At 72.0% G+C, this 22,188-nt stretch carries 18 protein-coding genes; 10 read left to right on the forward strand and 8 right to left on the reverse strand.

Annotation, left to right across the window (positions count from 1 at the left end):
* Positions 1-80: 80 nt before the first annotated feature.
* Complete coding sequence (locus ACWY4P_RS23995) at positions 81-1,274, reverse strand: RtcB family protein (protein WP_456212593.1); 1,194 nt, start codon at positions 1,272-1,274, stop codon at positions 81-83.
* Positions 1,275-1,456: 182 nt separating this feature from the next.
* On the opposite strand from ACWY4P_RS23995, the gene ACWY4P_RS24000 reads away from it, so the two are divergent.
* The 3 genes from ACWY4P_RS24000 (at position 1,457) to ACWY4P_RS24010 (ending at position 4,872) form a co-directional block, all read left to right on the forward strand.
* Positions 1,457-2,425, forward strand: coding sequence for a DUF3558 domain-containing protein (locus tag ACWY4P_RS24000; RefSeq protein WP_456212594.1), 969 nt, complete (start codon positions 1,457-1,459; stop codon positions 2,423-2,425).
* A 123-nt stretch (positions 2,426-2,548) separates the two neighbouring features.
* Positions 2,549-3,289 carry a hypothetical protein gene (locus tag ACWY4P_RS24005; RefSeq protein WP_456212595.1) on the forward strand — a complete coding sequence of 247 codons (741 nt, stop codon included), beginning with the start codon at positions 2,549-2,551 and terminating at the stop codon, positions 3,287-3,289.
* Between the two features lie 110 nt (positions 3,290-3,399).
* Positions 3,400-4,872, forward strand: coding sequence for a DUF2637 domain-containing protein (locus ACWY4P_RS24010; RefSeq protein WP_456212596.1), 1,473 nt, complete (start codon positions 3,400-3,402; stop codon positions 4,870-4,872).
* 103 nt (positions 4,873-4,975) lie between these two features.
* Here ACWY4P_RS24010 and lysS read toward each other — a convergent pair whose 3' ends face one another.
* Positions 4,976-6,736 carry a lysine--tRNA ligase gene (gene lysS, locus ACWY4P_RS24015; protein ID WP_456212597.1) on the reverse strand — a complete coding sequence of 587 codons (1,761 nt, stop codon included), beginning with the start codon at positions 6,734-6,736 and terminating at the stop codon, positions 4,976-4,978.
* 156 nt (positions 6,737-6,892) lie between these two features.
* On the opposite strand from lysS, the gene argS reads away from it, so the two are divergent.
* On the forward strand, positions 6,893-8,701 hold the full coding sequence (gene argS / locus ACWY4P_RS24020; protein ID WP_456212598.1) for an arginine--tRNA ligase: 1,809 nt from the start codon (positions 6,893-6,895) through the stop codon (positions 8,699-8,701).
* 97 nt (positions 8,702-8,798) lie between these two features.
* On the opposite strand, the gene ACWY4P_RS24025 is transcribed toward argS, so the two are convergent.
* Positions 8,799-10,334: an alpha/beta hydrolase gene (locus ACWY4P_RS24025; protein ID WP_456212599.1), complete on the reverse strand. Its 1,536-nt coding sequence runs from the start codon at positions 10,332-10,334 to the stop codon at positions 8,799-8,801.
* 223 nt (positions 10,335-10,557) lie between these two features.
* On the opposite strand from ACWY4P_RS24025, the gene ACWY4P_RS24030 reads away from it, so the two are divergent.
* From ACWY4P_RS24030 to ACWY4P_RS24045, 4 genes are all read left to right on the forward strand, one after another.
* Complete coding sequence (locus ACWY4P_RS24030; RefSeq protein ID WP_456212600.1) at positions 10,558-11,160, forward strand: AMIN-like domain-containing (lipo)protein; 603 nt, start codon at positions 10,558-10,560, stop codon at positions 11,158-11,160.
* 211 nt (positions 11,161-11,371) lie between these two features.
* Positions 11,372-11,827 carry a group II truncated hemoglobin gene (locus ACWY4P_RS24035; RefSeq protein WP_456212601.1) on the forward strand — a complete coding sequence of 152 codons (456 nt, stop codon included), beginning with the start codon at positions 11,372-11,374 and terminating at the stop codon, positions 11,825-11,827.
* A gap of 48 nt (positions 11,828-11,875) precedes the next feature.
* Positions 11,876-12,826, forward strand: a complete 951-nt coding sequence (locus ACWY4P_RS24040; RefSeq protein ID WP_456212602.1) for an SMI1/KNR4 family protein — start codon at positions 11,876-11,878, stop codon at positions 12,824-12,826.
* A gap of 59 nt (positions 12,827-12,885) precedes the next feature.
* Positions 12,886-13,884: a ketopantoate reductase family protein gene (locus ACWY4P_RS24045; RefSeq protein WP_456212603.1), complete on the forward strand. Its 999-nt coding sequence runs from the start codon at positions 12,886-12,888 to the stop codon at positions 13,882-13,884.
* Positions 13,885-13,983: 99 nt separating this feature from the next.
* On the opposite strand, the gene hemB is transcribed toward ACWY4P_RS24045, so the two are convergent.
* The 5 genes from hemB to ACWY4P_RS24070 all read right to left on the reverse strand — a co-directional run bounded on the left by hemB (position 13,984) and on the right by ACWY4P_RS24070 (position 19,994).
* Positions 13,984-14,928, reverse strand: a complete 945-nt coding sequence (gene hemB, locus ACWY4P_RS24050) for a porphobilinogen synthase (RefSeq protein ID WP_456213035.1) — start codon at positions 14,926-14,928, stop codon at positions 13,984-13,986.
* A 119-nt stretch (positions 14,929-15,047) separates the two neighbouring features.
* Entirely contained in the window at positions 15,048-16,715 is a 1,668-nt protein-coding gene (locus ACWY4P_RS24055) for a uroporphyrinogen-III synthase (RefSeq protein WP_456212604.1), read from the reverse strand.
* Complete coding sequence (gene hemC / locus ACWY4P_RS24060) at positions 16,712-17,722, reverse strand: hydroxymethylbilane synthase (RefSeq protein ID WP_456212605.1); 1,011 nt, start codon at positions 17,720-17,722, stop codon at positions 16,712-16,714. Before hemC ends, ACWY4P_RS24055 begins: the two co-directional genes overlap by 4 nt.
* A complete protein-coding gene (locus ACWY4P_RS24065) occupies positions 17,719-19,155 on the reverse strand; it encodes a glutamyl-tRNA reductase (protein WP_456212606.1) in 1,437 nt (478 codons plus the stop codon). The genes hemC and ACWY4P_RS24065 overlap by 4 nt, the downstream gene beginning before the upstream one ends.
* Positions 19,152-19,994, reverse strand: coding sequence for a redox-sensing transcriptional repressor Rex (locus ACWY4P_RS24070; protein WP_456212607.1), 843 nt, complete (start codon positions 19,992-19,994; stop codon positions 19,152-19,154). The genes ACWY4P_RS24065 and ACWY4P_RS24070 overlap by 4 nt, the downstream gene beginning before the upstream one ends.
* A 257-nt stretch (positions 19,995-20,251) precedes the next feature.
* On the opposite strand from ACWY4P_RS24070, the gene ACWY4P_RS24075 reads away from it, so the two are divergent.
* Entirely contained in the window at positions 20,252-20,539 is a 288-nt protein-coding gene (locus ACWY4P_RS24075; RefSeq protein WP_456212608.1) for a glutaredoxin family protein, read from the forward strand.
* 177 nt (positions 20,540-20,716) lie between these two features.
* Positions 20,717-21,640, forward strand: a complete 924-nt coding sequence (locus tag ACWY4P_RS24080) for an HAD family hydrolase (RefSeq protein ID WP_456212609.1) — start codon at positions 20,717-20,719, stop codon at positions 21,638-21,640.
* Positions 21,641-22,188 lie beyond the last annotated feature (548 nt).

Below are 22,188 nucleotides of genomic sequence, written 5' to 3' on the forward strand. Positions count from 1 at the left end.
CCGCTCAGGCACACACAGACGGCCCGCCCCGGTGCAGGACCGGGGCGGGCCGTCGTGTCATTCGCGCACCCAAGCGGGCGTCAGCCCTTCACGCACACCACCTGCTTGAGCTTCGCCACCACCTCGACGAGGTCCCGCTGCTGGTCGATCACCTTCTCGATCGGCTTGTACGCGCTCGGGATCTCATCCACCACCCCGGCGTCCTTACGGCACTCCACGCCCCGCGTCTGCTCCTCCAAGTCCCGCGTGGAGAAGCGCTTCTTCGCGGCGTTACGGCTCATCTTCCGACCAGCGCCGTGCGAGGCCGAGTTGAACGACGCCTCGTTCCCCAGGCCCTTGACGATGTACGAACCGGTGCCCATCGAGCCGGGGATGATCCCGTAGTCCCCGCTGCCCGCCCGGATCGCGCCCTTGCGGGTCACCAGCAGGTCCACGCCCTCGTAGCGCTCCTCCGCCACATAGTTGTGGTGGCAGGAGATAACAGGCTCAAAAACCGGCTTGGCCTTCCTGAACTCCTTGCGGACGACGTCCTGGAAGAGCGCCATCATGATCGCGCGGTTGTACTTCGCGTACTCCTGCGCCCAGAACAGATCGTGCCGGTACGCCGCCATCTGCGGGGTGTCCGCGATGAAGACCGCCAAGTCGCGGTCGACCAGGCCCTGGTTGTGCGGCAGCTTCCGGGCCTCACCGATGTGGTGGTCGGCCAGCTCCTTGCCGATGTTCCGGGAACCGGAGTGCAGCATCAGCCAGACCGAGCCCGACTCGTCGAGACAGAACTCGATGAAGTGGTTGCCGGAGCCGAGCGAACCCATCTGCTTCACGGCCCGCTCCTCACGGAACCTGACCGCCTCGGCGACCTCGCCGAACCGCCCCCAGAAGTCGCCCCACCCCGGCGCCGAGTATCCGTACAGCTGCCCCGGATCGACCGGGTCCGCGTGCATCCCGCGCCCGACCGGGATCACCTGCTCGATCCGCGACCGCAGCCGCGAGAGGTCCCCCGGCAGGTCCTCGGCCGTCAGTGAGGTCCGGACCGCCGACATCCCACAGCCGATGTCCACGCCCACCGCCGCCGGGCATACGGCGCCCTGCATCGCGATCACCGAACCGACGGTGGCGCCCTTTCCATAGTGCACATCCGGCATCACGGCCAGGCCCTTGATCCACGGCAGCGTCGCGACGTTGCGCAGCTGCTGCATGGCCACGCCCTCGACCGTGGCGGGATCGGCCCACATACGGATCGGAACCCGCGCCCCGGGCAGCTCGACATACGACATGTTTTACTCATTCCCCCATAGAAGACTGAAAACGCAAAAGCCGGGCCAAGGCCCCCGATGTCGGCGGGCGACCGGCGGACGTGGCGGCGCGTGCGATAGACATTGTCTGCAGGCCCTGCCCACGGGCGGCAAGCAGTTTTCGCTCGGAGTTCGCTCGGAGAGATCTTGAAGGGACGGGGACAGTGCAGCCAGCGCAGCAGCGAAGGGCATCCGTACCGGGTGCCGCACGGGCCGCCGCCGTGCTCGCCACGGTGCTCGCCGCCATCGGCCTGAGCGGCTGCACCAGCACCGCCTCGCACGCGGGCCTCGACGACGGCAAGCCCGGCGACTCCGGGGCGCCGGCCGCCGCCGCGCCCGGCAAGTACCGCACCCTCCCCGAGGCGTGCGGCGCGGTCACCCCGAAGACGCTGCACGATCTGCTGCCCGGCGCCGCCGAGGACGACCCGGTCTACGACGGCCAGGCCACCGTCACCTACGACACCAACCGGCGCGTCGGCTGCCGCTGGAAGCTGGAGACGGGGAGCGGCACCCGCTATCTCACGCTCGACTTCGAGCGCGTCGTCTCGTACGACCCGACGGTCAGCGACGACGACCAGGCGAAGGAGCGGTACGAGAAGAAAGCCGCCGCCGCGCATGTCCCGGGCGTCTCGAACACCCCCAGCGCCCCCTCCAGCGCCCCCTCCGGCTCCGCCACCGGCTCGCCGGGCAAGGAGACCCCGAAGGGGTCCGCATCGGGCTCCTCGGGCTCCTCGGGCTCCGGGAAGGGCGACTCCGGAAAGAACAGCTCCGGGACCGAGGGCGCCGAAGTCGAGGGCGCCACGCCCGACGCCTCCGCAACCGCCGAGCCGGGGACCGACGGCTCCGGCACCGAGACCTCGGGCTCCGAAACCTCGGGTGCCGGCACCTCGGAGACCGCCGCGCCGCGCCGCCTGGACGACCTCGCCGACGACGCCTTCCTCGACGACCAGCTCATCACCAGCGACTCCGGCATCCACCGCGATGTCACCGTCGTCTTCAGGTCCTCGAATGTGATTGCCACCATTGAGTACGACCAGTGGTCGACCAACAAGAAGCACATTCCCAGCAGCGAAGAACTGCAGGTCAACGCCGAAGATCTGGCCCAGGAGCTGACCGGGCGGCTCAACGAATAGACCGGTGGACGGGGCGTCGCGCAAGACGCCCGAATTGGGCCGTGCGCGCATCGGCCGCGTACCGTGCCGTCTCATGACGCGGGCGGGACGGCCGCCCATCGACCGAGACCGAGCGAAGGACCCATGCACCGAACAGCCCCTCGACTCGCCCGTATATTCGTCAGCGCAGCCGTACCGGTGGTGCTCGTCGCCGGCTGCTCCTCCGGCTCCGACAAGGACTCAAAGGACTCGGCCAGCGCGTCGAAGTCGGCCGCGCCCAGCCCGACGCCGACCGTCGCGGCCGCAAAGTACAGCAAGCTCCCGGCGGTCTGCCCGACCCTGTCCGCCAAGACGATCGAGCAGCTGGTGCCGAAGGCCGAGAGCAAGAAGGGCAAGGAGCTCCCCTCCGCCGACGCCAACCAGTCGGCCAGCTGCCTGTGGACCGGCCTCAACGGGTTCAAGTACCGGCAGCTCACCGTCTCCCTCAAGCTCTTCAGATCCGAGGTGTCGCTGGGCTCCGGCGACAAGCGCGCCCAGGCCTACGCCGCCGGCCAGGCCCAGAAGGCCGCCACGTCCGACGGCGCCAAGAACGCCAAGACGGGGCAGGTGTCCGGCATCGGTGACGCGGCCACCACCGTCAGCACGGAGTCGAAGAAGGACGGCGACGAGTTCCGGAACCAGACCATCGTGGTCCGCACCGCGAACGTGGTCCTGACCCTCGAGTACAACGGCGCGGGCTACGAGGACGCGAAGACCCCGGACCCGAAGGCGCTGCTGAAGGACGCCCAGACCGGGGCCAAGGAGGTCGTCGCCTCCGTCGAGAAGGACGCCGAAAAGGGCGGCGCGAGCAGCGCGGGCAGCGGCGCGAGCAGCAGCGCCGCGTAGCCGCCACTCGCCGCCGGCCGGAGCCGTTGCGACCCCTTCCCGTCCACCGCCCTTGACGTGTATGCGACGCTGGGCGCGCCGAATGTTGTAGCACGGGGGAGGGGTCGCGGGTGGCCGCGATGCAGCTGACACGTACGCACCGCATATTGATCGGGGTGGTCGTCACCGGAGCGGTGGTGATCGCCGCGATCGGTTTCGCGGGCTCCTACTCCGCCGTGCGCGATCTCGCTCACGACAAGGGGTTCGGTGCCTTCGCCAACGTCCTGCCCATCGGGATCGACGCGGGAATCGTCGTCCTGCTCGCCCTCGACCTGCTGCTGACGTGGCTGCGGATCCCCTTCCCGCTGCTGCGCCAGACGGCCTGGCTGCTGACCGCCGCCACCATCGCTTTCAACGGCGCGGCCGCCTGGCCCGACCCGCTCGGCGTCGGCATGCACGCCGTCATCCCGATCCTGTTCGTGGTCTCCGTCGAGGCCGCCCGGCACGCCATCGGGCGGATCGCCGACATCACCGCCGACCGGCACATGGAGTCGGTCCGCGTCGCCCGCTGGCTGCTGGCGCCCGTGCCGACCTTCCGGCTGTGGCGCCGGATGAAGCTGTGGGAGCTGCGCTCCTACGACCAGGTCATCAGGCTCGAACAGGACCGCCTCGTCTACCGCGCCCGGCTGCGGGCCCGCTACGGGCGCGCATGGCGCCGCAAGGCCCCGGTCGAGTCGCTGATGCCGCTGCGCCTGGCGCGCTACGGGGTGCCGCTGGCGGAGACCGCCCCGGCGGGGCTGGCCGCGGCGGGCCTGGATCCGGCCGAGCTGGCGCCCGCGGCGCAGCCCGCCGCGCTGCCGTACGGAGGCGGGAACCCGGGCATTACCGGGGCTGCCGGTGCCGCCGGGATTCCCGGGGCCGCGGGGGCGGGCCGGGCCGCGGCCCAGGAGCGTGAGCTGCCTCTGTCCTTCCCGCTGCCGGTGTACCAGCAGCAGGGGTACCAGCAGCCGGCCACGCCCGAGCACGACGGGCGGACGGCGACCGGCTTCGAACAGGCCGCGGGGCATCCGGCGGCCGGGCAGCCGCAGCCGCAGGCGCAGGACGAGATGCAGCAGCCCCAGCCCGTACCGCCCCAGGCCCAACAGCCCTACGCCCCACAGCCCTACGCCCAGCAGCCCCAGGCCGAGGCCCACCAGCCGCAGGCGCAGCAGTTCGCGCCGGAGGCCGACGAGGCGCAGGAGGCCGGGGCGCAGCTGACCGTCCCGGTCGGCCCGGGGGGCCGAGTCCGGCCGCTCGGCGGGCAGGGCACCAGCGGCCAGGTCCCGTATGTGCCGTCGCAGCGGGACCACGAGCCCTTCGGCGAGCCCGAGCCGTCCGAGGCGGTCGGCCCGCTCGCGAACCTGCCGGACGACATGCCGCGCGACGAGGCGTACTACGGGGCCTTCCACCAGCACGTCACCAACAACGGCAAGTTCCCCTCCCCGTTCCAGTTCGGCCGGCTGCTGCGCGAGAAGTACGGCATCACCGACCTCAGCGACGGCGATGTGCGCCAGCAATGGGAGGAGTGCAAGGAGCGGTACAGGCTGGAGATGCCCGCCACCTAAGAGCTGTCCCGGGCGGCAGACGCCGCCGGCGAGTGGGCGGGCCGGACTCCCGAGGAGTCCGGCCCGCCCGGCGCTTGAGAAGCGCTGACGCGCCCGGAGGGCGTCAGACCGCGAGCAGCTTGCGCACCCGCTCGGCGCCCACCGCCAGCAGCAGCGTCGGCAGCCGGGGGCCGGTGTCGCGGCCGACCAGCAGCCGGTAGAGCAGCGCGAAGAACGTGCGCTGCGCGACCTTCAGCTCCGGCGTCGGCTTGGCGTCCGCCGCGAGCCCGGCCTGGAGCTTCGGCACGCCGTACACCAGCGTGGTCAGCCCGTCCAGCGACCAGTGGGTGTCGAGCCCGTCCAGCAGCAGCCGCAGCGACTCACGCTCGGTCTCGCCGAGCGAGGCGAGCAGCTCGGTGTCCGGCTCGTCCCGCACCCGGGTGCGCTGCTCGGCCGGGACCTGGGTGTTGATCCAGCGCTCGGCCCGGTCGAGCCGCGGCCGGGTCTCGTCCAGGGACTTCACCGGGTTGTCCGGGTCGAGCTCGCTGAGGATGCGCAGGGTCTGCTCGTCATGGCCGGTGGTGATGTCGACCACCGACGCGAGCATGCGGTACGGCAGCGGGCGCGGGGTGCGCGGCAGCTCGCCGGAGGCGGTGCGGGTGGCGCGGCCGTACGCGGCGGCGTCCGCCGGCTGGGCCGCGCCCTCGCCGATCTTGCGCTCCAGGGCGTCCCACTCGTCGTAGGTCCGCTGGATCTCCTGATCGAAGGCGATCTTGAAGGACTGGTTCGGCCGGCGGCGCGCGTACAGCCAGCGCAGCAGCGGCGCCTCCATGATCTCCAGCGCGTCGGCCGGGGTCGGCACGCCGCCCTTGGACGAGGACATCTTGGCCATGCCGCTGATGCCGACGAAGGCGTACATCGGGCCGATGGGCTGCTCGCCGCCGAAGACCTCGCGCACGATCTGCCCGCCGACGACATACGAGGAGCCGGGCGAGGAGTGGTCGACGCCCGAGGGCTCGAAGACCACGCCCTCATACGCCCAGCGCATGGGCCAGTCGACCTTCCAGACCAGCTTGCCCCGGTCGTGCTCGCTCAGCAGGACGGTCTCGCTGTGACCGCAGGCGCAGCTGTACGACAGCTCGGTCGTCTCGTCGTCGTACGAGGTGACCGTGGTCAGGTCGCGCTCGCACACCGAGCAGTACGGCTTGTACGGGTAGTAGCCCGCGCCGCCCGCGCTGCCGTCGTCCTCGCCGGCCGCGCCGGAGCCCTCGGCGGCCTCCAGCTCGGCCTCGTCGACCGGCTTCTGCTGCTTGGCGGGCTTCTTCGCCGCAGCCTTGTCCTTGTCCTTGTCCTTGGTGCGATAGCGGTCGAGCACGGCGTCGATCTGCCCGCGGTGGCGCATCGCGTGCAGGATCTGCTCGCGGTACGCGCCCGAGGTGTACTTCTCCGTCTGGCTGATGCCGTGGAACTCGATGCCCAGCTCCTTCAGCGCCTCGATCATCGGCGCCTTGAAGTGCTCGGCCCAGCTCGCATACGGGGATCCGGGCGGGGCCGGGACGGAGGTCAGCGGCTTGCCGATGTGCTCGGCCCAGGAGGGGTCGACCCCGGCCGGGACCTTGCGATACCGGTCGTAGTCGTCCCACGACAGGATGTGCACGCACTCATAGCCGCGCCGCCGGATCTCGTCGGCGACCAGGTGCGGGGTCGTGACCTCGCGCAGATTGCCGAGGTGGATCGGGCCGGACGGGCTGAGACCCGAGGCGCAGACGATGGGTTTGCCGGGGGCGCGACGCTCAGCCTCGGCAATGACCTCGTCGGCGAATCGGGAGACCCAGTCGGTCTCGGTGCTCTGAGCCACGTTCGGCACTTCCTTCCTTGCGGTCATGGCCAGACCATTGTCCCAGACGGAACGAGGCGCTCGAAGGTTTTCCACAGGGGCCGAACGCCGGACAAGAAGCCGGGCACAGCGCCGGGCAAAGCGTTGGACACGCCGTGAAATACTGAGGTGCATCCAACCATCTATCGGAACGGCATACCTCCCATGGCCCCGGTCCCATCTCTTGCCGCCACGGTCCACCAGCGTCTCGCGGACGCCCTCTCGGCTGCCCTGCCGGAGGCCGGCGCCGCCGACCCGCTGCTGCGACGTAGCGACCGGGCCGACTTCCAGGCCAACGGGATGCTGGCGCTCGCGAAGAAGCTCAAGGGCAACCCGCGCGAGCTGGCCGCGAAGGTGGTGGAGGGCCTGCCGGCCGGCGAGGTGATCGCGGACATCGAGGTCTCCGGCCCCGGCTTCCTCAACATCACGGTGGCGGACGAGGCGATCGTGAAGACCCTCGCCGCCCGCGCCGCCGACCCCCGCCTCGGCGTTCCGTACGCGGAGCAGCCCGGCACGACCGTGGTCGACTACGCCCAGCCGAACGTGGCCAAGGAGATGCACGTCGGCCATCTGCGCTCGGCGGTGATCGGCGACGCGGTCGTGCGGATCCTGGAGTTCGCGGGCGAGAAGGTGGTCCGGCGCCACCACATCGGCGACTGGGGCACCCAGTTCGGCATGCTCATCCAGTACCTGATGGAGCACCCGCACGAGCTGGACCACAAGGGCGCCAAGGGCGACCAGGGTGACCGGGACGACAAGGACCTGGCCGCCTCCGGCGCCGAGGCCATGTCCAACCTGAACCGCCTCTACAAGGCCGCGCGGGCGCTCTTCGACTCCGACGAGGCGTTCAAGGAGCGGTCCCGGCGCCGGGTGGTGGACCTCCAGGCCGGGGACGAGGAGACCCTCGCCCTGTGGCGCAGGTTCGTCGACGAGTCGAAGATCTACTTCTACTCGGTCTTCGACAAGCTGGACATGGAGATCCGCGACCCCGACGTCGTCGGCGAGTCCGGCTACAACGACATGCTGGTCGAGACCTGCCGGCTGCTGGAGGAATCCGGCGTCGCGGTGCGCTCCGAGGGTGCGCTGTGCGTCTTCTTCGACGACGTCAAGGGCCCGGACGGCAAGCCGGTGCCGCTGATCGTGCAGAAGTCCGACGGCGGCTTCGGCTACGCGGCCACCGACCTGTCCGCGATCCGCGACCGGGTCCAGAACCTTCAGTCCGACAGCCTGGTGTACGTCGTGGACGCCCGGCAGTCGCTGCACTTCAAGATGGTCTTCGAGACCGCCCGCCGGATCGGCTGGCTGAACGAGAAGACACACGCCTACCAGCTCGCCTTCGGCACGGTCCTGGGCAAGGACGGCAAGCCGTTCAAGACCCGTGAGGGCGAGACGGTGCGGCTGGTGGACCTGCTGGACGAGGCGATCGAGCGGGCGACGGCCGTCGTGCGTGAGAAGAGCGAGGGGAAGATCGACCTCACCGAGGAGGAGATCGCCGAGCGCGGCGCCCAGGTCGGCATCGGCGCGGTGAAGTACGCGGACCTGTCCACGTCGGCCGGGCGCGACTACAAGTTCGACCTGGACCAGATGGTCTCGCTCAACGGCGACACGTCGGTGTATCTCCAGTACGCGTACGCCCGGATCCAGTCGATCCTGCGCCTCGCCGACGAGAGCCAGCAGCCCATCGCCCACCCCGAGCTGCCTCTCGCCCCGGCCGAGCGCGCGCTGGGCCTGCACCTGGACCAGTTCGCGGAGACGCTGCGGGAGGTCGCGGCGGGCTATGAGCCGCACAAGCTGGCCGCGTATCTGTACCAGCTGGCCTCGTTCTACACGACCTTCTACGACAAGTGCCCGGTCCTGAAGGCCGAGGGCGGCCCGGCCCAGGTCGAGAACCGCCTCTTCCTGTGCGACCTGACCGCCCGCACCCTCCACCAGGGCATGGACCTGCTCGGCATCCGCACCCCCGAGCGCCTCTGAGCACTCCCGCGCGCCCCAAGGCGGCGGCACTGGGCCGGGAACCGGCCCGGGCCGCCGTCAGGCGTACTGGGTGAAGCCGCTGGTGGAGAGAATCGGGTTATGAGGCTGTCGGCCCATCTGCCGCCGGGCAGAACGCGTCGCGCTCCGGCCGCTCCCCGCCGACCAGGAAGTCGGTCACATACCCGTCCGAGCAGGCGTTCCCGTTGACCACGTACGCCCCGTGCCCGGTCTCGTCCGCCGTGACCATCCGGGCCCGCTCCCCGAAGGCCCGGCGCAGCTTCAGCGCGCCGCTGTAGGGCGTCGCCGGGTCGCGCCGGTTCTGCACCAGCAGGACGTTCGACGGCCCGTCCGAGGTGATCCGCACCGGCTTGTCGCGGGGCTCGTCGGGCCAGAAGGTACAGGGCATGACGTTCATCGGCATCCCGGCCGTCAGCGGATGGCTCGCCCGGCTCGCGGCGACCTCGCGGGCGATGGACGGCAGGGACTTCGGCCATGCCACGTCGTTGCAGAGCGTCGCGACGCCCACGGCCACGGTGTTCTGCATCGCCTCGTCCGGCACCGTGGCGGGCGCGGGCAGGTCCGCGCCGTCGCGGGCGGCCCGGATCAGCTCGGCGAGGGCGGCGTAGCGGCTCCCGGGGAGGTCGGCGTACCGGCTCGGGGAGTAGAGGGTGTCGAGCAGCTGCTGGCGCAGCACATTGCCGTTCAGCTCGGGCGGGTTGGCGCCCTCCCAGGGGATCGGCTCGGCGTCCAGCCGGGCCGCGAGGTCGAGGAAGAGCCGGCGGACGCCGTCGGGGGTGTCCGCGAGCCGGTGGTCGCCGGGCTCGGAGGCGTACGCGGCGAAGGCGGGGAAGGTGTCCTCCACGCCGACGGCGAAGTTGGCCAGCCAGCCGCGCCCCACGCGCGCGGGGTCGGGGTCGTCGTTGCTGTCCAGCACCCAGCGGTCGGTGCGCTCGGGGTACATCTGCGCGTACACGGCCCCCGCGTACGTCCCGTACGACACGCCCCAGGCCGACAGCTTCTTCTCGCCGAGCGCCTGGCGGATGCGGTCGATGTCCCGGGCCTCGTTGACGGTGCCGGCGCTCTTCAGCACCGGGCCGCCGTTGCGGACGCAGACGTCGGCCATGCGCCGTCCGGTGGCGACGTTGTCCGCGATGCTCCCGTCCGGGGCGGGCCAGGGGCGGGAGCGGGTGAGGGCCAGGTCTTCATGGGCGAGGCCGCAGCTGACCGGTGTGGACCGCCCCACGCCCCGGGGGTCGAAGCTGACGAGGTCGTAGGCGTCCCGTACCGACTGCGGCAGCTTGGCGCCCAGGGTGGACGGCCTGCTCAGGCCGGAGCCGCCCGGTCCCCCGGGGATCAGCAGCAGCATGCCCCGGCGGGCGCTCGGCTTGGCGCTGGAGATGCGGGAGACCGCGAGCGAGATCTGTTCCCCGCCCGGGGCGCGGTAGTCCAGCGGCACCTTGAGCGTCGCGCACTCCTGCCTCGGGTCGAGGCCGGTCCCCTCGCACGCGCCCCAGCTCAGCGGCGCGGAGCTCCGGGAGGCGGCCGCGTCGGCGACGCCGGCGGAGGCGAGCAGGGAGGCGGCGGTAGCGGTGGCGAGGGCCAGGGAGGCGGCCTTGGCGTTGGTGATTCTCATGGCCTCGAGCCTCGCGGAATCCGCTTTAAGATCCCATCAGGCCAACTGGCCACTGTGGGAGGGGGATAACCCCCGCCCACGCCCCGTCCCTGCCCCGTTCGCACCCCATGGTTTTGCGACAAATTCCCCGCCGGTCCGGCTGAAAACCACCGATGCGGACAACCTCGCCCCAATCGGGGCAGTCGGACGTCACGTACTGGCAATCGATCTTTTGGAGGAAGCCATGCGACGGTGGGGGACCGCACTCGCGGCGCTCACGCTGGCCGGCGCCGGACTGGCGACGACGGCGGGGACGGCCGGTGCCGCCGCCACGTCGGAGGCGGCTACGGCCACGACTTCGGCGGCGGCCTGCGCGACCGCGTGGGGCAGCGGCGAGAAGACCGCTCAGCCGGCCGGCTACCAGCCGCTGAAGAACATCAGGGCCGGTCAGCACGAGTGCTACGACCGCCTGGTGTTCGACCTCAAGGGGGGCGGCACGGCGGCGGACCCGGCCGGCTACCGCGTCGGCTACGTCGACGCGATGTACCAGGACGGCTCCGGGGACCCGATCAAGGTCGGCGGCGGCGCGATCCTGGAGATCCATGTGTCCGCGCCGAGCTACGACCCGGAGGCCGGCGGCGAGACGTACCCGGGGCGGGCCGGGAAGACGCTGCCCGGGGTGGACATCACCGGGTACCGCACCTTCAAGGACACCCGCTACGGCGCCAGCTTCGAGGGTGAGACCCAGGTCGGGCTCGGCGTGCGCGCCCGGCTGCCGTTCCGGGTCCTTCAGTCGGGCGACCGCCTGATCGTCGACGTCGCCCACTCCTGGGCCACCGCGCGCTGACCTCGGACGCTGCTGTCACGACCCCTCGTCACGACCCCTCGCCGGGTCGTGACAGCAGCTCGGAGCTCCAACCTCCGCTTCCTGCGCCCAGGGTGAACCCCCTGGGCTTCGCGCCGATCTTCGCCAAACCTGGGACGCGACGAGATCAGCAGCTCCGCACGATCGCGGAGCGCGTCCACGGCGGGGAAAGAACGGCGGGGAAAGAAACGGCATGAGCGAGCACACCGAGACCCTGTACGACGCCATCGGCGGCATGGACACCCTGCGCCGGCTGAGCGACACCTTCTACGAAGCGGTCCTGGAGGATTCGCTGCTGGCCCCGGTGTTCGCCAACTTCAGCCGCACGCACATCGAGCACGTCGCCGTCTGGCTCGCCGAGATCTTCTCCGGCCCCGCACGCTTCACCGAGGAACTCGGCGGCCATCAGGCCCTGCTGCGGGCACACCTCGGGCTGTCGATCACCGAGGAGCAGCGGGCCCGCTGGATGGAGCTGATGACGGCCGCCGTCGAGAAGGAGCTCCCCGACGACGAGCTGCTGCGCCGCCGCGTCGTGGAGTACTTCGAGTGGGGCACCAAGATCGCCCGCGATGTCTCCGCCGACCCCGTCGGCCAGGACCTCGGCAGCCCGGGGCCGACCCCGCGCTGGGGGTGGAACGGCCTCCAGTAAGGACCTGCCGTCGGCCGGATGTCAGTGGCGCGCGCTTCACTGTCCCCTGTGAACGAAGAAGAACTGCTGTCGCCGCTCCACGGCCTGGTGCGGCCGGACACCGGGAAGCTGGACTGCCGGGCGGCCGGGCACGGGGCGGGGCACGTGTGCCTGACGATCACCGGCGGAGCGGGCCTGGACGAGCTCGTGGACAAGCTCGGCAGCTGGTACGGGGAGCCGCGCACCCTCGTGTCGGAAGGGCGCGCCGACCCCGCCGTGAGGGAGCGGACCGGGCTGCCGCTCATCACCCCCTTCGGGGACGGGGAGCGTGTCGTCGAGATGCGCGCCTGGGCGTTCGGCGGCCGGTGGATCGGCTGCGGCGTGGTCCGCGTCGGCGGGGAGGCGCGGCTGGTGGTGGTCGTGGCCCCGCGCACCACCCCGGCGTCGGACGAGCTGCCCGCCGACGCTTCCTGGCTGGACCGGATCGTCGCCGTGACCGGCTGGGACGCGGACCAGGTGCGTATGGACCCGATCCGCATGGACCGGATGCACACGGGCCGGATCCGCACGGCCGACTGCGCGGCGGCCGAGGCCCGGCTGGGGACCGCGCTGCCGAGCGACTACAAGCGGCTGGTCGAGACGTTCGGCGACGGCTCCTTCGACGGCTACCTCGACGTCTATCTGCCCGCCGACCTCGTCAAGAGCGCCGAGTGGGCGGCCGATTGGGCGAAGGCGTACGGCACCCGGTCGTGGGAGCCGCACCCGCCGTTCCCGGAGCCGGGCGGGCTGCTGCCATGGGCGAGCACCGAGCAGGAGCTGTCGTTCTACTGGATCACCGAGGGGCCGGACCCCGACACGTGGCCCGTCTACGTCAGGGATGTCGAGCCCGAGGCGGGGGACCGCTTCGACATGACGGCCACGGAGTTCGTCTTCCGCATGCTCGCCGACCCCGAGCACCCCTACTCCATGCCCGCCGCCTTCGCCGCCCACTGGTTCATGAACTACAACCGTCCCTGCTGACGGCTCGGCGGATCTTGGGCAGTAGCGTGACGACTCGAACGGGCGAAAGGGGAGCCGGGATGCGTTACGTGATCATCGGAGCGGGCGCCGTCGGGGGCGCGATCGGCGGGCGGCTCTCGCAGAGCGGGCACGACGCCGTCCTGGTGGCGCGCGGCGCGCACTACGAGGCGCTGCGGCGGGACGGACTGCGTCTGGTGACCCCCGACGGCGCCCACCACCTCCAGGTGCCCGTGGCCGACCGGCCCGAGGCCGTCGAGCTGCGCGCCGACGATGTGCTCGTCCTCGCCGTCAAGACCCAGGACAGCGTTGCCGCGCTGGACGCCTGGGCGCCCCGCCCGGTGGCCGGCGGCGGGACGGCGGGCGACCGGCTGCCGCTGGTCTGCGCCCAGAACGGGGTGGAGAGCGAGCGGCTCGCGCTGCGGCGCTTCCGCCGGGTGTACGCCATGTGCGTCTGGCTGCCCGCCACCTACCTGGAGCCGGGCGCCGTCACCGCGCCCTGCGCGCCCTTCACCGGCATGCTCCACCTGGGCCGCTATCCCTCCGGAGCGGACGAGACGGCCCGGCAGATCTCCGCCGACCTGGAGAAGTCCGCCTTCCTCGCCCCGGTCGCGGCGGACGTGATGCGCTGGAAGTACGCCAAGCTGCTCAACAACCTCGCCAACGCCGTGGAAGCCGTCTGTGGCCCGGACGGCGGCGCGGAGGCGGCGGCCCTGGTGGAGCGGGCGAAGGCGGAGGCGATCGCCGTCTTCGACGCGGCGGGCATCGACCGCGCGAGCGCGGCCGAGCAGAGCGCGGTGCGCACCGGAAAGATGGACATACAGCCCCTGGAAGGCGGTCCGCGGGGCGGCGGCTCGTCGTGGCAGAGCTTGGTCCGGGGCACCGGATCAGTCGAAGCGGACTATCTGAACGGCGAGATCGTGCTGCTGGGCCGGCTCCACGGGGTGCCGACCCCGGTCAACGAGGCGCTGCGGCGCACCGCGAACGAGTGCGCGCGCCAACGCCGCACCCCGGGCACGGTCACCGCTGCACAGCTCACCCGGATCGTCGACGCCGGCTGAGCCCTGAACTTGTGGTGAGTATGAGACGGCGACACGCCGTGGCTTCGGCGTGTCGCCGTCTCATACTCACCACAAATCCGCGATCCCACCCGGGATGCCTCAGACGTCGCCCCGGTTCAGCCACTGCGCGACCTCGGTCGCCCAGTAGGTCAGGATCATGCCCGCCCCCGCCCGCCGCACGGACGTCAGCGTCTCCATGATCGCCCGGTCCCGGTCGATCCATCCATTGGCCGCGGCGGCCTCGACCATCGCGTACTCGCCGGAGATCTGGTACGCGGCGACCGGCACGTCCGCCTCGTCCGCGATCCGGCGCAGGATGTCCAGGTACGGCAGCGCGGGCTTGACCATCACCATGTCGGCGCCCTCGGCCAGGTCCAGCGCCAGTTCGCGCAGCGCCTCCCGGGCGTTGGCCCCGTCCTGCTGGTAGGTCTTGCGGTCGCCCTTGAGCGAGGACGCCACGGCCTCGCGGAAGGGTCCGTAGAAGGCCGACGCGTACTTGGCGGTGTAGGCGAGGATCGACACGTCCTGGCGGCCGATGCCGTCCAGGGCCGCCCGGGCGACCCCGACCTGGCCGTCCATCATTCCGCTCGCGCCCACCACATGGGCGCCCGCGTCCGCCTGCACCCGCGCCATCTCGGCGTAGCGCTCCAGCGTCGCGTCGTTGTCGACCCGGCCCTCCGCGTCGAGCACGCCGCAGTGTCCGTGATCGGTGTGCTCGTCCAGGCACAGGTCGGACATGACGACCAGCTCGTCGCCGACCTCGGACCGCACATCGCGCAGGGCGACCTGAAGGATCCCGTCCGGGTCGGTGCCCGGCGAGCCGACCGCGTCCTTCTTGCTCTCCTCCGGCACGCCGTAGAGCATGATCCCGCCGACGCCCGCCTCGACCGCCTCCACGGCGGCCTTCCGCAGCGAGTCGCGGGTGTGCTGGACGACACCCGGCATCGACGCGAGCGGCAGCGGCTCACTCGCGCCCTCCAGGATGAAGGCGGGCAGGATCAGCTCGGCCGGGTGCAGCCGGGTCTCGGCGACCATGCGCCGCATGGCCGCGTTCACCCGCAGCCGGCGCGGCCGGGCGCCGGGGAAGGCGCCGTAGGGGGTGGCGCCGTGGCTGGGGGTGCCGTGGCTGGGGGTGCCGTGGCTGGGGGTGCCGTGGGTGGTACTCAAGAGCGTGCCCTCCTCCGTGAACCCGGCCGTCGCTCGCTCGGCCGGGTGACCGGCTCCCCGGCCTGGATCGCGGCCCGCCGCCGGGCCGCCCCGAATTCCGCCAGCGCCTCGGCCAGCTTGTGCACCGAGGGCTCGGGCGACAGTACGTCCACCCGCAGGCCGTGCTCCTCCGCGGTCTTCGCGGTGGCCGGGCCGATACAGGCGATGACCGTGACGTTATGCGGCTTGCCCGCGATGCCGACGAGGTTCCGCACGGTCGACGACGAGGTGAAGAGCACCGCGTCGAAGCCGCCGCCCTTGATCGCCTCGCGGGTCTCGGCCGGCGGCGGCGAGGCGCGCACGGTGCGGTACGCCGTGACGTCGTCGACCTCCCAGCCCAGCTCGATCAGCCCGGCCACCAGCGTCTCCGTGGCGATGTCGGCGCGCGGCAGGAAGACGCGGTCGATCGGGTCGAAGACCGGGTCGTACGGCGGCCAGTCCTCCAGCAGCCCGGCCGCGGACTGCTCGCCGCTGGGCACCAGGTCCGGCTTGACCCCGAAGTCGATGAGCGACCTGGCGGTCTGCTCGCCCACCGCCGCGACCTTGATCCCGGCGAAGGCGCGGGCGTCGAGCCCGTACTCCTCGAACTTCTCCCGCACCGCCTTGACCGCGTTGACCGAGGTGAAGGCGATCCACTCGTAGCGGCCGGTCACCAGGCCCTTGACCGCGCGCTCCATCTGCTGCGGGGTGCGCGGCGGCTCCACGGCGATGGTCGGCACCTCGCTGGGCACCGCACCGTACGAGCGCAGCTGGTCCGAGAGCGAGACGGCCTGCTCCTTGGTGCGCGGCACCAGCACATGCCAGCCGAACAGCGGCTTGGACTCGAACCACGCCAGCTGGTCGCGCTGCGCGGCCGCGCTGCGCTCGCCGACGACGGCTATCACCGGCTGGGCGCCCTGCGGCGACGGCAGCACCTTCGCCGCCTTCAGCACCTGCGCGATGGTCCCCAGCGTCGCCGTCCAGGTGCGCTGCCGGGTGGTCGTGCCGGCGACGGTGACGGTCAGCGGGGTGTCCGGCTTGCGTCCGGCGGCCACCAGCTCGCCCGCGGCGGCAGCGACCGTCTCCAGGGTCGCGGAGACCACGGCGGTCGCGTCGGAGGTGCCGACCTCGCTCCAGCAGCGGTCGTCGGCCGTACGGGCGTCCACGAAGCGCACATCGGTGCCTTGTGCGTCCCGCAGCGGTACCCCCGCGTACGCGGGCACGCCCACCGCGGCGGCCACGCCGGGCACCACTTCGAAGGCGATGCCCTCGGCGGCGCACGCGAGCATCTCGTCGGCGGCGTATCCGTCCAGGCCAGGGTCGCCCGCGACCGCGCGGACGACCCGCTTGCCGCTCCGCGCGGCGCCCATGACAAGATTGGCCGTGTCCCTGAGTAGGGGTACGTCGGCGGTGCTTGACGTCGCGTCAGCTCTCGCCTGCTTCGGTGTGCCCTGAGCGTCCGCGGCTACGCCCGGCCTGACGTGCGTACGTACCACGTCGAGTACGTGTGGATCGGCGATCAGCACGTCCGCGGCGGCGAGTGCCTCCACGGCACGCAACGTCAGTAGGCCTGGATCTCCTGGGCCGGCACCGAGGAAGGTGACGTGCCCGTGTCCGGGTGGGTGGTTAGGGGCGTTGGGGTTCAATGTGCTCGCTCCCCCATAAGACCGGCCGCACCCTTCGCAAGCATCTCGGCGGCAAGCTCACGGCCCATGAGCCGGGCCGCCTCCTCGCCAGGCGCCGCGGGAACGGGACCGGTGATGGACAGCTGCACCAGCGAGGAGCCGTCGGTGGTACCGACGACGCCGCGCAGGCGCATTTCGGTGGCAGCCTGACCGTCGCCCAGCAGGTCGGCCAGCGCACCCACAGGTGCGCTGCAGCCGGCCTCCAGGGCGGCGAGCAGGGATCGCTCGGCGGTCACGGCGACCCGGGTGAGCGGGTCGTCGAGCTCGGCGAGCTGAGCAGCGAGCGCCGCGTTGGCGGCGGCGCACTCGACTGCCAGTGCCCCCTGGCCGGGGGCGGGCAGGATGTGGTCGGCGTCCAGGATCTCGGTCGCCTCGTCTTGCCGTCCCAGGCGGGTCAGGCCCGCGGCGGCCAGCACCACCGCGTCCAGCTCCCCCGAGCGGACGTAGCCGATACGGGTGTCGACGTTGCCGCGGATCGACACGGTCTCGATCCGCAGGCCGAGCGAGCGCGCCCAGGCGCGCAGCTGCGAGGTGCGGCGCGGGGAGCCGGTGCCTATCCGGGCGCCGGGCGGAAGCTCGGCGAAGGTGAGGCCGTCACGGGCGATCAGCGCGTCGCGCGGGTCCTCGCGGGTCGGCAGGGCGGCCAGGACCAGGTCGTCGGGCTGAGCGGTCGGCAGGTCCTTCAGCGAGTGGACGGCGAAGTCGACCTCGCCGCGCAGCAGCGCCTCGCGCAGCGCGGTGGCGAAGACGCCGGTGCCGCCGATCTGCGCGAGGTCCTCGCGCGAGACGTCCCCGCGCGTCGTGATCTCCACGAGCTCGACGGAACGTCCGGTGACGCGGCGCACCGCGTCCGCTATCCGCCCGGACTGGGCCATGGCCAGCGCGGAGCGCCGGGTGCCGAGCCGCAGCGGTGCCAGGCCGCCGAAGGTGCCTGCCCGGCCGGAGGCGGCGGGGGGTGTGGCGTTCATACCCGGCCTCTCTTCGGGTCGTTCTGGACGGCCGCGGCGCCGGGCCGGCCGGCGTCGGCGCTGCCGTTCGGACGGGTGCCGTTCGTGTCGGCCCGGCTGACGGCGGCCACCGCCTGCGGGTCGAGGTCGAACAGCTCACGCAGCGCGTCCGCGTAACCCGCCCCACCGGGCGTGCTCGCGAGCTGCTTGACCCGCACGGTGGGCGCGTGCAGCAGCTTGTCGACGACGCGGCGCACGGTCTGGGTGATCTCGGCGCGCTGTCTTTCGTCGAGGTCGGGGAGGCGCCCGTCGAGCCGGGCGATCTCGCCGGCGACCACATCTGCCGCCATGGTACGCAGTGCGACCACGGTCGGCGTGATGTGCGCGGCGCGCTGAGCGGCCCCGAAGGCGGCCACCTCTGCGGAGACGATGGCGCGGACCTGGTCGACGTCGGCGGCCATCGGCTCATCGACCGCGGCCTCGGCGAGCGACTCGATGTCCACCAGACGCGCCCCGCCGACGCGGTGCGCCGCCGCGTCGATGTCGCGCGGCATCGCCAGGTCGAGCAGCGCGACGGTCTCCGCCGCGCCCGGCCCTGCGGTGCCCGCCGCCAGGTGGGCCGCGCGCCGGTCGAGGGCTTCCCGCAGCATGTCGGCGGTCAGCACCAAGCCGGTCGCGCCCGTACAGGAGACGACGACATCGGCGTGCGGCAGCTCGGCGGCGACGGCGTCCATCGGCACGGCCCGGGCGCCGTCGACGAGACCGGTCAGGGACTCCGCGAGGCGCCGCGCCCGATCCAACGTCCTGTTGGCGATCACCAGTTCGGCAACACCGGCACGCGCGAGCGTGGTCGCGGCCAGCGAGGACATCGAGCCCGCCCCGATCACCAGGGCGCGCCGGCCCGCCGCCCAGTCCGCCACCGGCGTGGCCCCGGCCAGCTGTTCGAGGCCGAAGGTGACGAGCGACTGGCCGGCCTTGTCGATGCCGGTCTCGCTGTGCGCCCGCTTGCCGACCCGCAGCGCCTGCTGGAACAGGTCGTTCAGCAGCCGGCCCGCGGTGTGCAGCTCCTGCCCCAGCGCGAGCGCGTCCTTGATCTGGCCGAGGATCTGGCCCTCGCCGACGACCATCGAGTCCAGGCCGCAGGCGACCGAGAACAGATGGTGGACGGCCCGGTCCTCGTAGTGCACATACAGATACGGGGTCAGCTCGTCGAGGCCGACGCCGGTGTGCTGGCCGAGCAGCGTGGACAGCTCGGCGACCCCGGCGTGGAACTTGTCCACGTCCGCGTACAGCTCGATGCGGTTGCAGGTGGCGAGCACGGCCGCCTCGACGGCGGGCTCGGCCACGAGGGTGTCCTGCACCAGCTTGGCCTGCTCCTCGCCCGCGAGGGAGGCGCGCTCCAGCACGCTCACCGGCGCGCTGCGGTGACTCAGTCCGACGACGAGAAGGCTCATGCCGGCATCACGGCGGGTACGTCCCCGTCGGGTCCCTGGCGGCCGTTGTCGGTGCCCGCGCCCGGCGCCGCGCGGTGCGGGGCGAGCGGGGCCGGCGCGACCGCCCCGGCGCCGCCCGCGGTGGTCGCGCCGACCGCCGACTGCGCGCTCGCCGCCTCGTCGGGAGCGACCGTCTCCTCGCCCGCCTTGCGCTGCTCGTGGAAGGCGAGGATCTGCAGCTCGATCGACAGGTCGACCTTGCGTACGTCCACCCCGTCCGGCACCGAGAGCACGGTGGGGGCGAAGTTGAGGATCGAGGTGACGCCGGCGGCCACCAGCCGGTCGCAGACCTGCTGGGCCGCGCCCGCCGGGGTGGCGATGACGCCGATCGACACGCCGTTGTCGGTGATGATCTGCTCGAGTTCGTCGGTGTGCTGCACCGCGATCCCCGCGACCGGCTTGCCGGTCATCGCCGGGTCGGCGTCGATCAGCGCCGCGACCCGGAAGCCGCGGGAGGCGAAGCCGCCGTAGTTGGCGAGCGCCGCGCCGAGGTTACCGATACCGACGATCACGACCGGCCAGTCCTGGGTGAGGCCCAGCTCACGCGAGATCTGGTAGACGAGGTACTCCACGTCGTAGCCGACCCCGCGGGTGCCGTACGACCCGAGGTAGGAGAAGTCCTTGCGCAGCTTGGCCGAATTGACCCCGGCCGCGGCCGCGAGCTCCTCCGAGGAGACCGTGGGCACCGAGCGCTCGGAGAGCGCGGTCAGCGCACGCAGATACAGCGGAAGCCGGGCGACGGTGGCCTCGGGGATCCCTCGGCTTCGGGTCGCCGGTCGGTGAGTTCGGCCAGTTGCCACGGTGCTCCTGCGGGTAGAGCGGGGCTGCGGGCGTCCGCATGTTTCAGGACGGCCCCATCGACAGCAGGCTATGTCTTTGTGAACGCGTGCACAAAGATGGTGTCCGTTTTGTCCGAGCAAAGTGACCGGTGTCACGCATCCATTCGACCTGCTCGTGGAACCACAACCGGTGTCACACCGTTCCCGGCGGCCACATCCGCACGGCCGGGACGCCGGCGCCCGAGGCGGACGGGGCGGCCCCACCGGCGCGGGGCACAATGGCGGACATGAGCCCGCTGCTGCGCCGCACCCCGCGCAAGAACCCCGCCGAGCGCACGGTCACGCTGATCGGCAAGCCCGACTGCCATCTGTGCGAGGACGCCGAGGCCGTGGTCGAGAAGGTCTGCGGCGAGCTGGGCGCGTCCTGGGAGAAGAAGGACATCACCCAGGACGAGGAGCTCTACCGCAAGTACTGGGAGCAGATCCCGGTGGTCCTCGTCGACGGCGCACAGCACGACTTCTGGCGGGTGAACCCGGAGCGACTCCGGAAGGCGCTGGGCGGCTGAACGAGCCCCGCACCCCCGGGCCCTGCCGCCCGCCCCACCCGGGGCCGTTCCGGGGCCGTTCCGGGGCCGTTCCGGGGTCGCTCCGGGGCCGTTCCGGGGCCGGGAAGTCGGCGCGGCTGAATCAGCCGGACACCCGGCCGTAACGGGATGCGGGGAATGGCTGGCTATGCTCAGCCCATGGCCGCACTGGGATGGTTCACCCGTCGTCGACACCTCTCCACCGAGGCCAGCGTCCTCGCCGGAGAGGCCTCGGCCGAGGCCGCGCGCAAGTCGTCGGCCCAGACGCCCCCGCCCGAGGCCCCGGAGCCGGAATTCCCCGTGGTCGGGGACGAGCGGGCGGCCGCCTTCTTCGACCTGGACAACACGGTCATGCAGGGCGCCGCCCTGTTCCACTTCGGCCGCGGCCTCTACAAGCGGCACTTCTTCCGCAAGCGCGAGCTGGCCCGCTTCGCCTGGCAGCAGACCTGGTTCCGGCTGGCCGGGGTCGAGGACCCGGCCCATATGGAGGACGTGCGCAGCAGCGCCCTGTCCATCGTCAAGGGGCACCGGGTCTCGGAGCTGATGGCGATCGGCGAGGAGATCTACGACGAGTACATGGCCGACCGCATCTGGCCGGGCACCCGTGCCCTGGCCCAGGCCCACCTCGACGCCGGGCAGCGGGTCTGGCTGGTGACCGCCGCCCCGGTGGAGACCGCGACGATCATCGCCCGGCGGCTGGGCCTGACCGGCGCGCTCGGCACCGTGGCCGAGTCGGTCGGCGGGGTGTACACGGGCAAGCTGGTCGGCGAACCGCTGCACGGGCCGGCCAAGGCCGAGGCGGTACGGGCGCTGGCGGCGGCCGAGGGCCTCGACCTGTCACGCTGCGCCGCGTACAGCGACTCCTCGAACGACATTCCGATGCTGTCGATCGTCGGCCATCCGTACGCGGTGAACCCGGACGGTCGGCTGCGCAAGCACGCGCGCGAGCACAGCTGGCGGCTGCGCGACTACCGTACGGGCCGCAAGGCCGCCAAGATCGGCATCCCGGCGGCGGCCGGGGTGGGCGCGGTGGCGGGCGGCACGGCGGCCGCCGTGGCCCTGCACCGCCGCCGCCGCTACTGACGCCGCGAGCCGTCCCCCCACCGCCGGCGCCTCCTCTGCCGACGCCCCGCTGACGGCAACCGCAGCCACCACCGAGCGCTACAGAGCGCTACGGAGCCACGGGGCACCCAGGCACTACGGAGAGCCACAGAGAGCCACCCAGAGGCCACTGCGCGTCGCGCAGCCGTCACCCTGCGGCCTCGGCCTTCACCCTTGACCGCTTGCGCCGACCCCTGACCGCTTGCGCCGGACGATGACCGTCCGTGATGGCGGCCGCCGCGGCGCGGCCCGGCCACCGGAGCGTCACCGACTGACCACGGTCGGTCCCGGCCGGTCAATCCCCGTTTCCCGGCCCGCAAGGCCCCGGCCTGCCCTCTTACCGCCCCTTTGGCACAACACGCCACGAAATCGCGCAGACCACGACACCTACCGGTCAATAGCCCTACTGCATTCGATACTTGATCGGTCATCAACCCATAACGGAGCAGACTGAAACGATGATTTGGACAACTGGGTGTAGCGTTGCCTGTACGAAGCGTTATTCTCCTTAGACGCAAATCGGTACCCAC

This window comes from Streptomyces sp. LZ34 (genome assembly GCF_053890475.1).

What these genes read in the sequence shown, in the direction of transcription:
- ACWY4P_RS23995 (WP_456212593.1), bottom strand. Translation starts at nt 1,274, where the DNA reads ATGTCGTATGTCGAGCTGCCCGGGGCGCGGGTTCCGATCCGTATGTGG.
- ACWY4P_RS24005 (WP_456212595.1), top strand. Translation starts at nt 2,549, where the DNA reads ATGCACCGAACAGCCCCTCGACTCGCCCGTATATTCGTCAGCGCAGCC.
- lysS (WP_456212597.1), bottom strand. Translation starts at nt 6,736, where the DNA reads ATGACCGCAAGGAAGGAAGTGCCGAACGTGGCTCAGAGCACCGAGACC.
- argS (WP_456212598.1), top strand. Translation starts at nt 6,893, where the DNA reads ATGGCCCCGGTCCCATCTCTTGCCGCCACGGTCCACCAGCGTCTCGCG.
- ACWY4P_RS24025 (WP_456212599.1), bottom strand. Translation starts at nt 10,334, where the DNA reads ATGAGAATCACCAACGCCAAGGCCGCCTCCCTGGCCCTCGCCACCGCT.
- ACWY4P_RS24030 (WP_456212600.1), top strand. Translation starts at nt 10,558, where the DNA reads ATGCGACGGTGGGGGACCGCACTCGCGGCGCTCACGCTGGCCGGCGCC.
- ACWY4P_RS24035 (WP_456212601.1), top strand. Translation starts at nt 11,372, where the DNA reads ATGAGCGAGCACACCGAGACCCTGTACGACGCCATCGGCGGCATGGAC.
- ACWY4P_RS24045 (WP_456212603.1), top strand. Translation starts at nt 12,886, where the DNA reads ATGCGTTACGTGATCATCGGAGCGGGCGCCGTCGGGGGCGCGATCGGC.
- hemB (WP_456213035.1), bottom strand. Translation starts at nt 14,928, where the DNA reads ATGCGGCGCATGGTCGCCGAGACCCGGCTGCACCCGGCCGAGCTGATC.
- hemC (WP_456212605.1), bottom strand. Translation starts at nt 17,722, where the DNA reads ATGAACGCCACACCCCCCGCCGCCTCCGGCCGGGCAGGCACCTTCGGC.
- ACWY4P_RS24065 (WP_456212606.1), bottom strand. Translation starts at nt 19,155, where the DNA reads ATGAGCCTTCTCGTCGTCGGACTGAGTCACCGCAGCGCGCCGGTGAGC.
- ACWY4P_RS24075 (WP_456212608.1), top strand. Translation starts at nt 20,252, where the DNA reads ATGGCGGACATGAGCCCGCTGCTGCGCCGCACCCCGCGCAAGAACCCC.
- ACWY4P_RS24080 (WP_456212609.1), top strand. Translation starts at nt 20,717, where the DNA reads ATGGCCGCACTGGGATGGTTCACCCGTCGTCGACACCTCTCCACCGAG.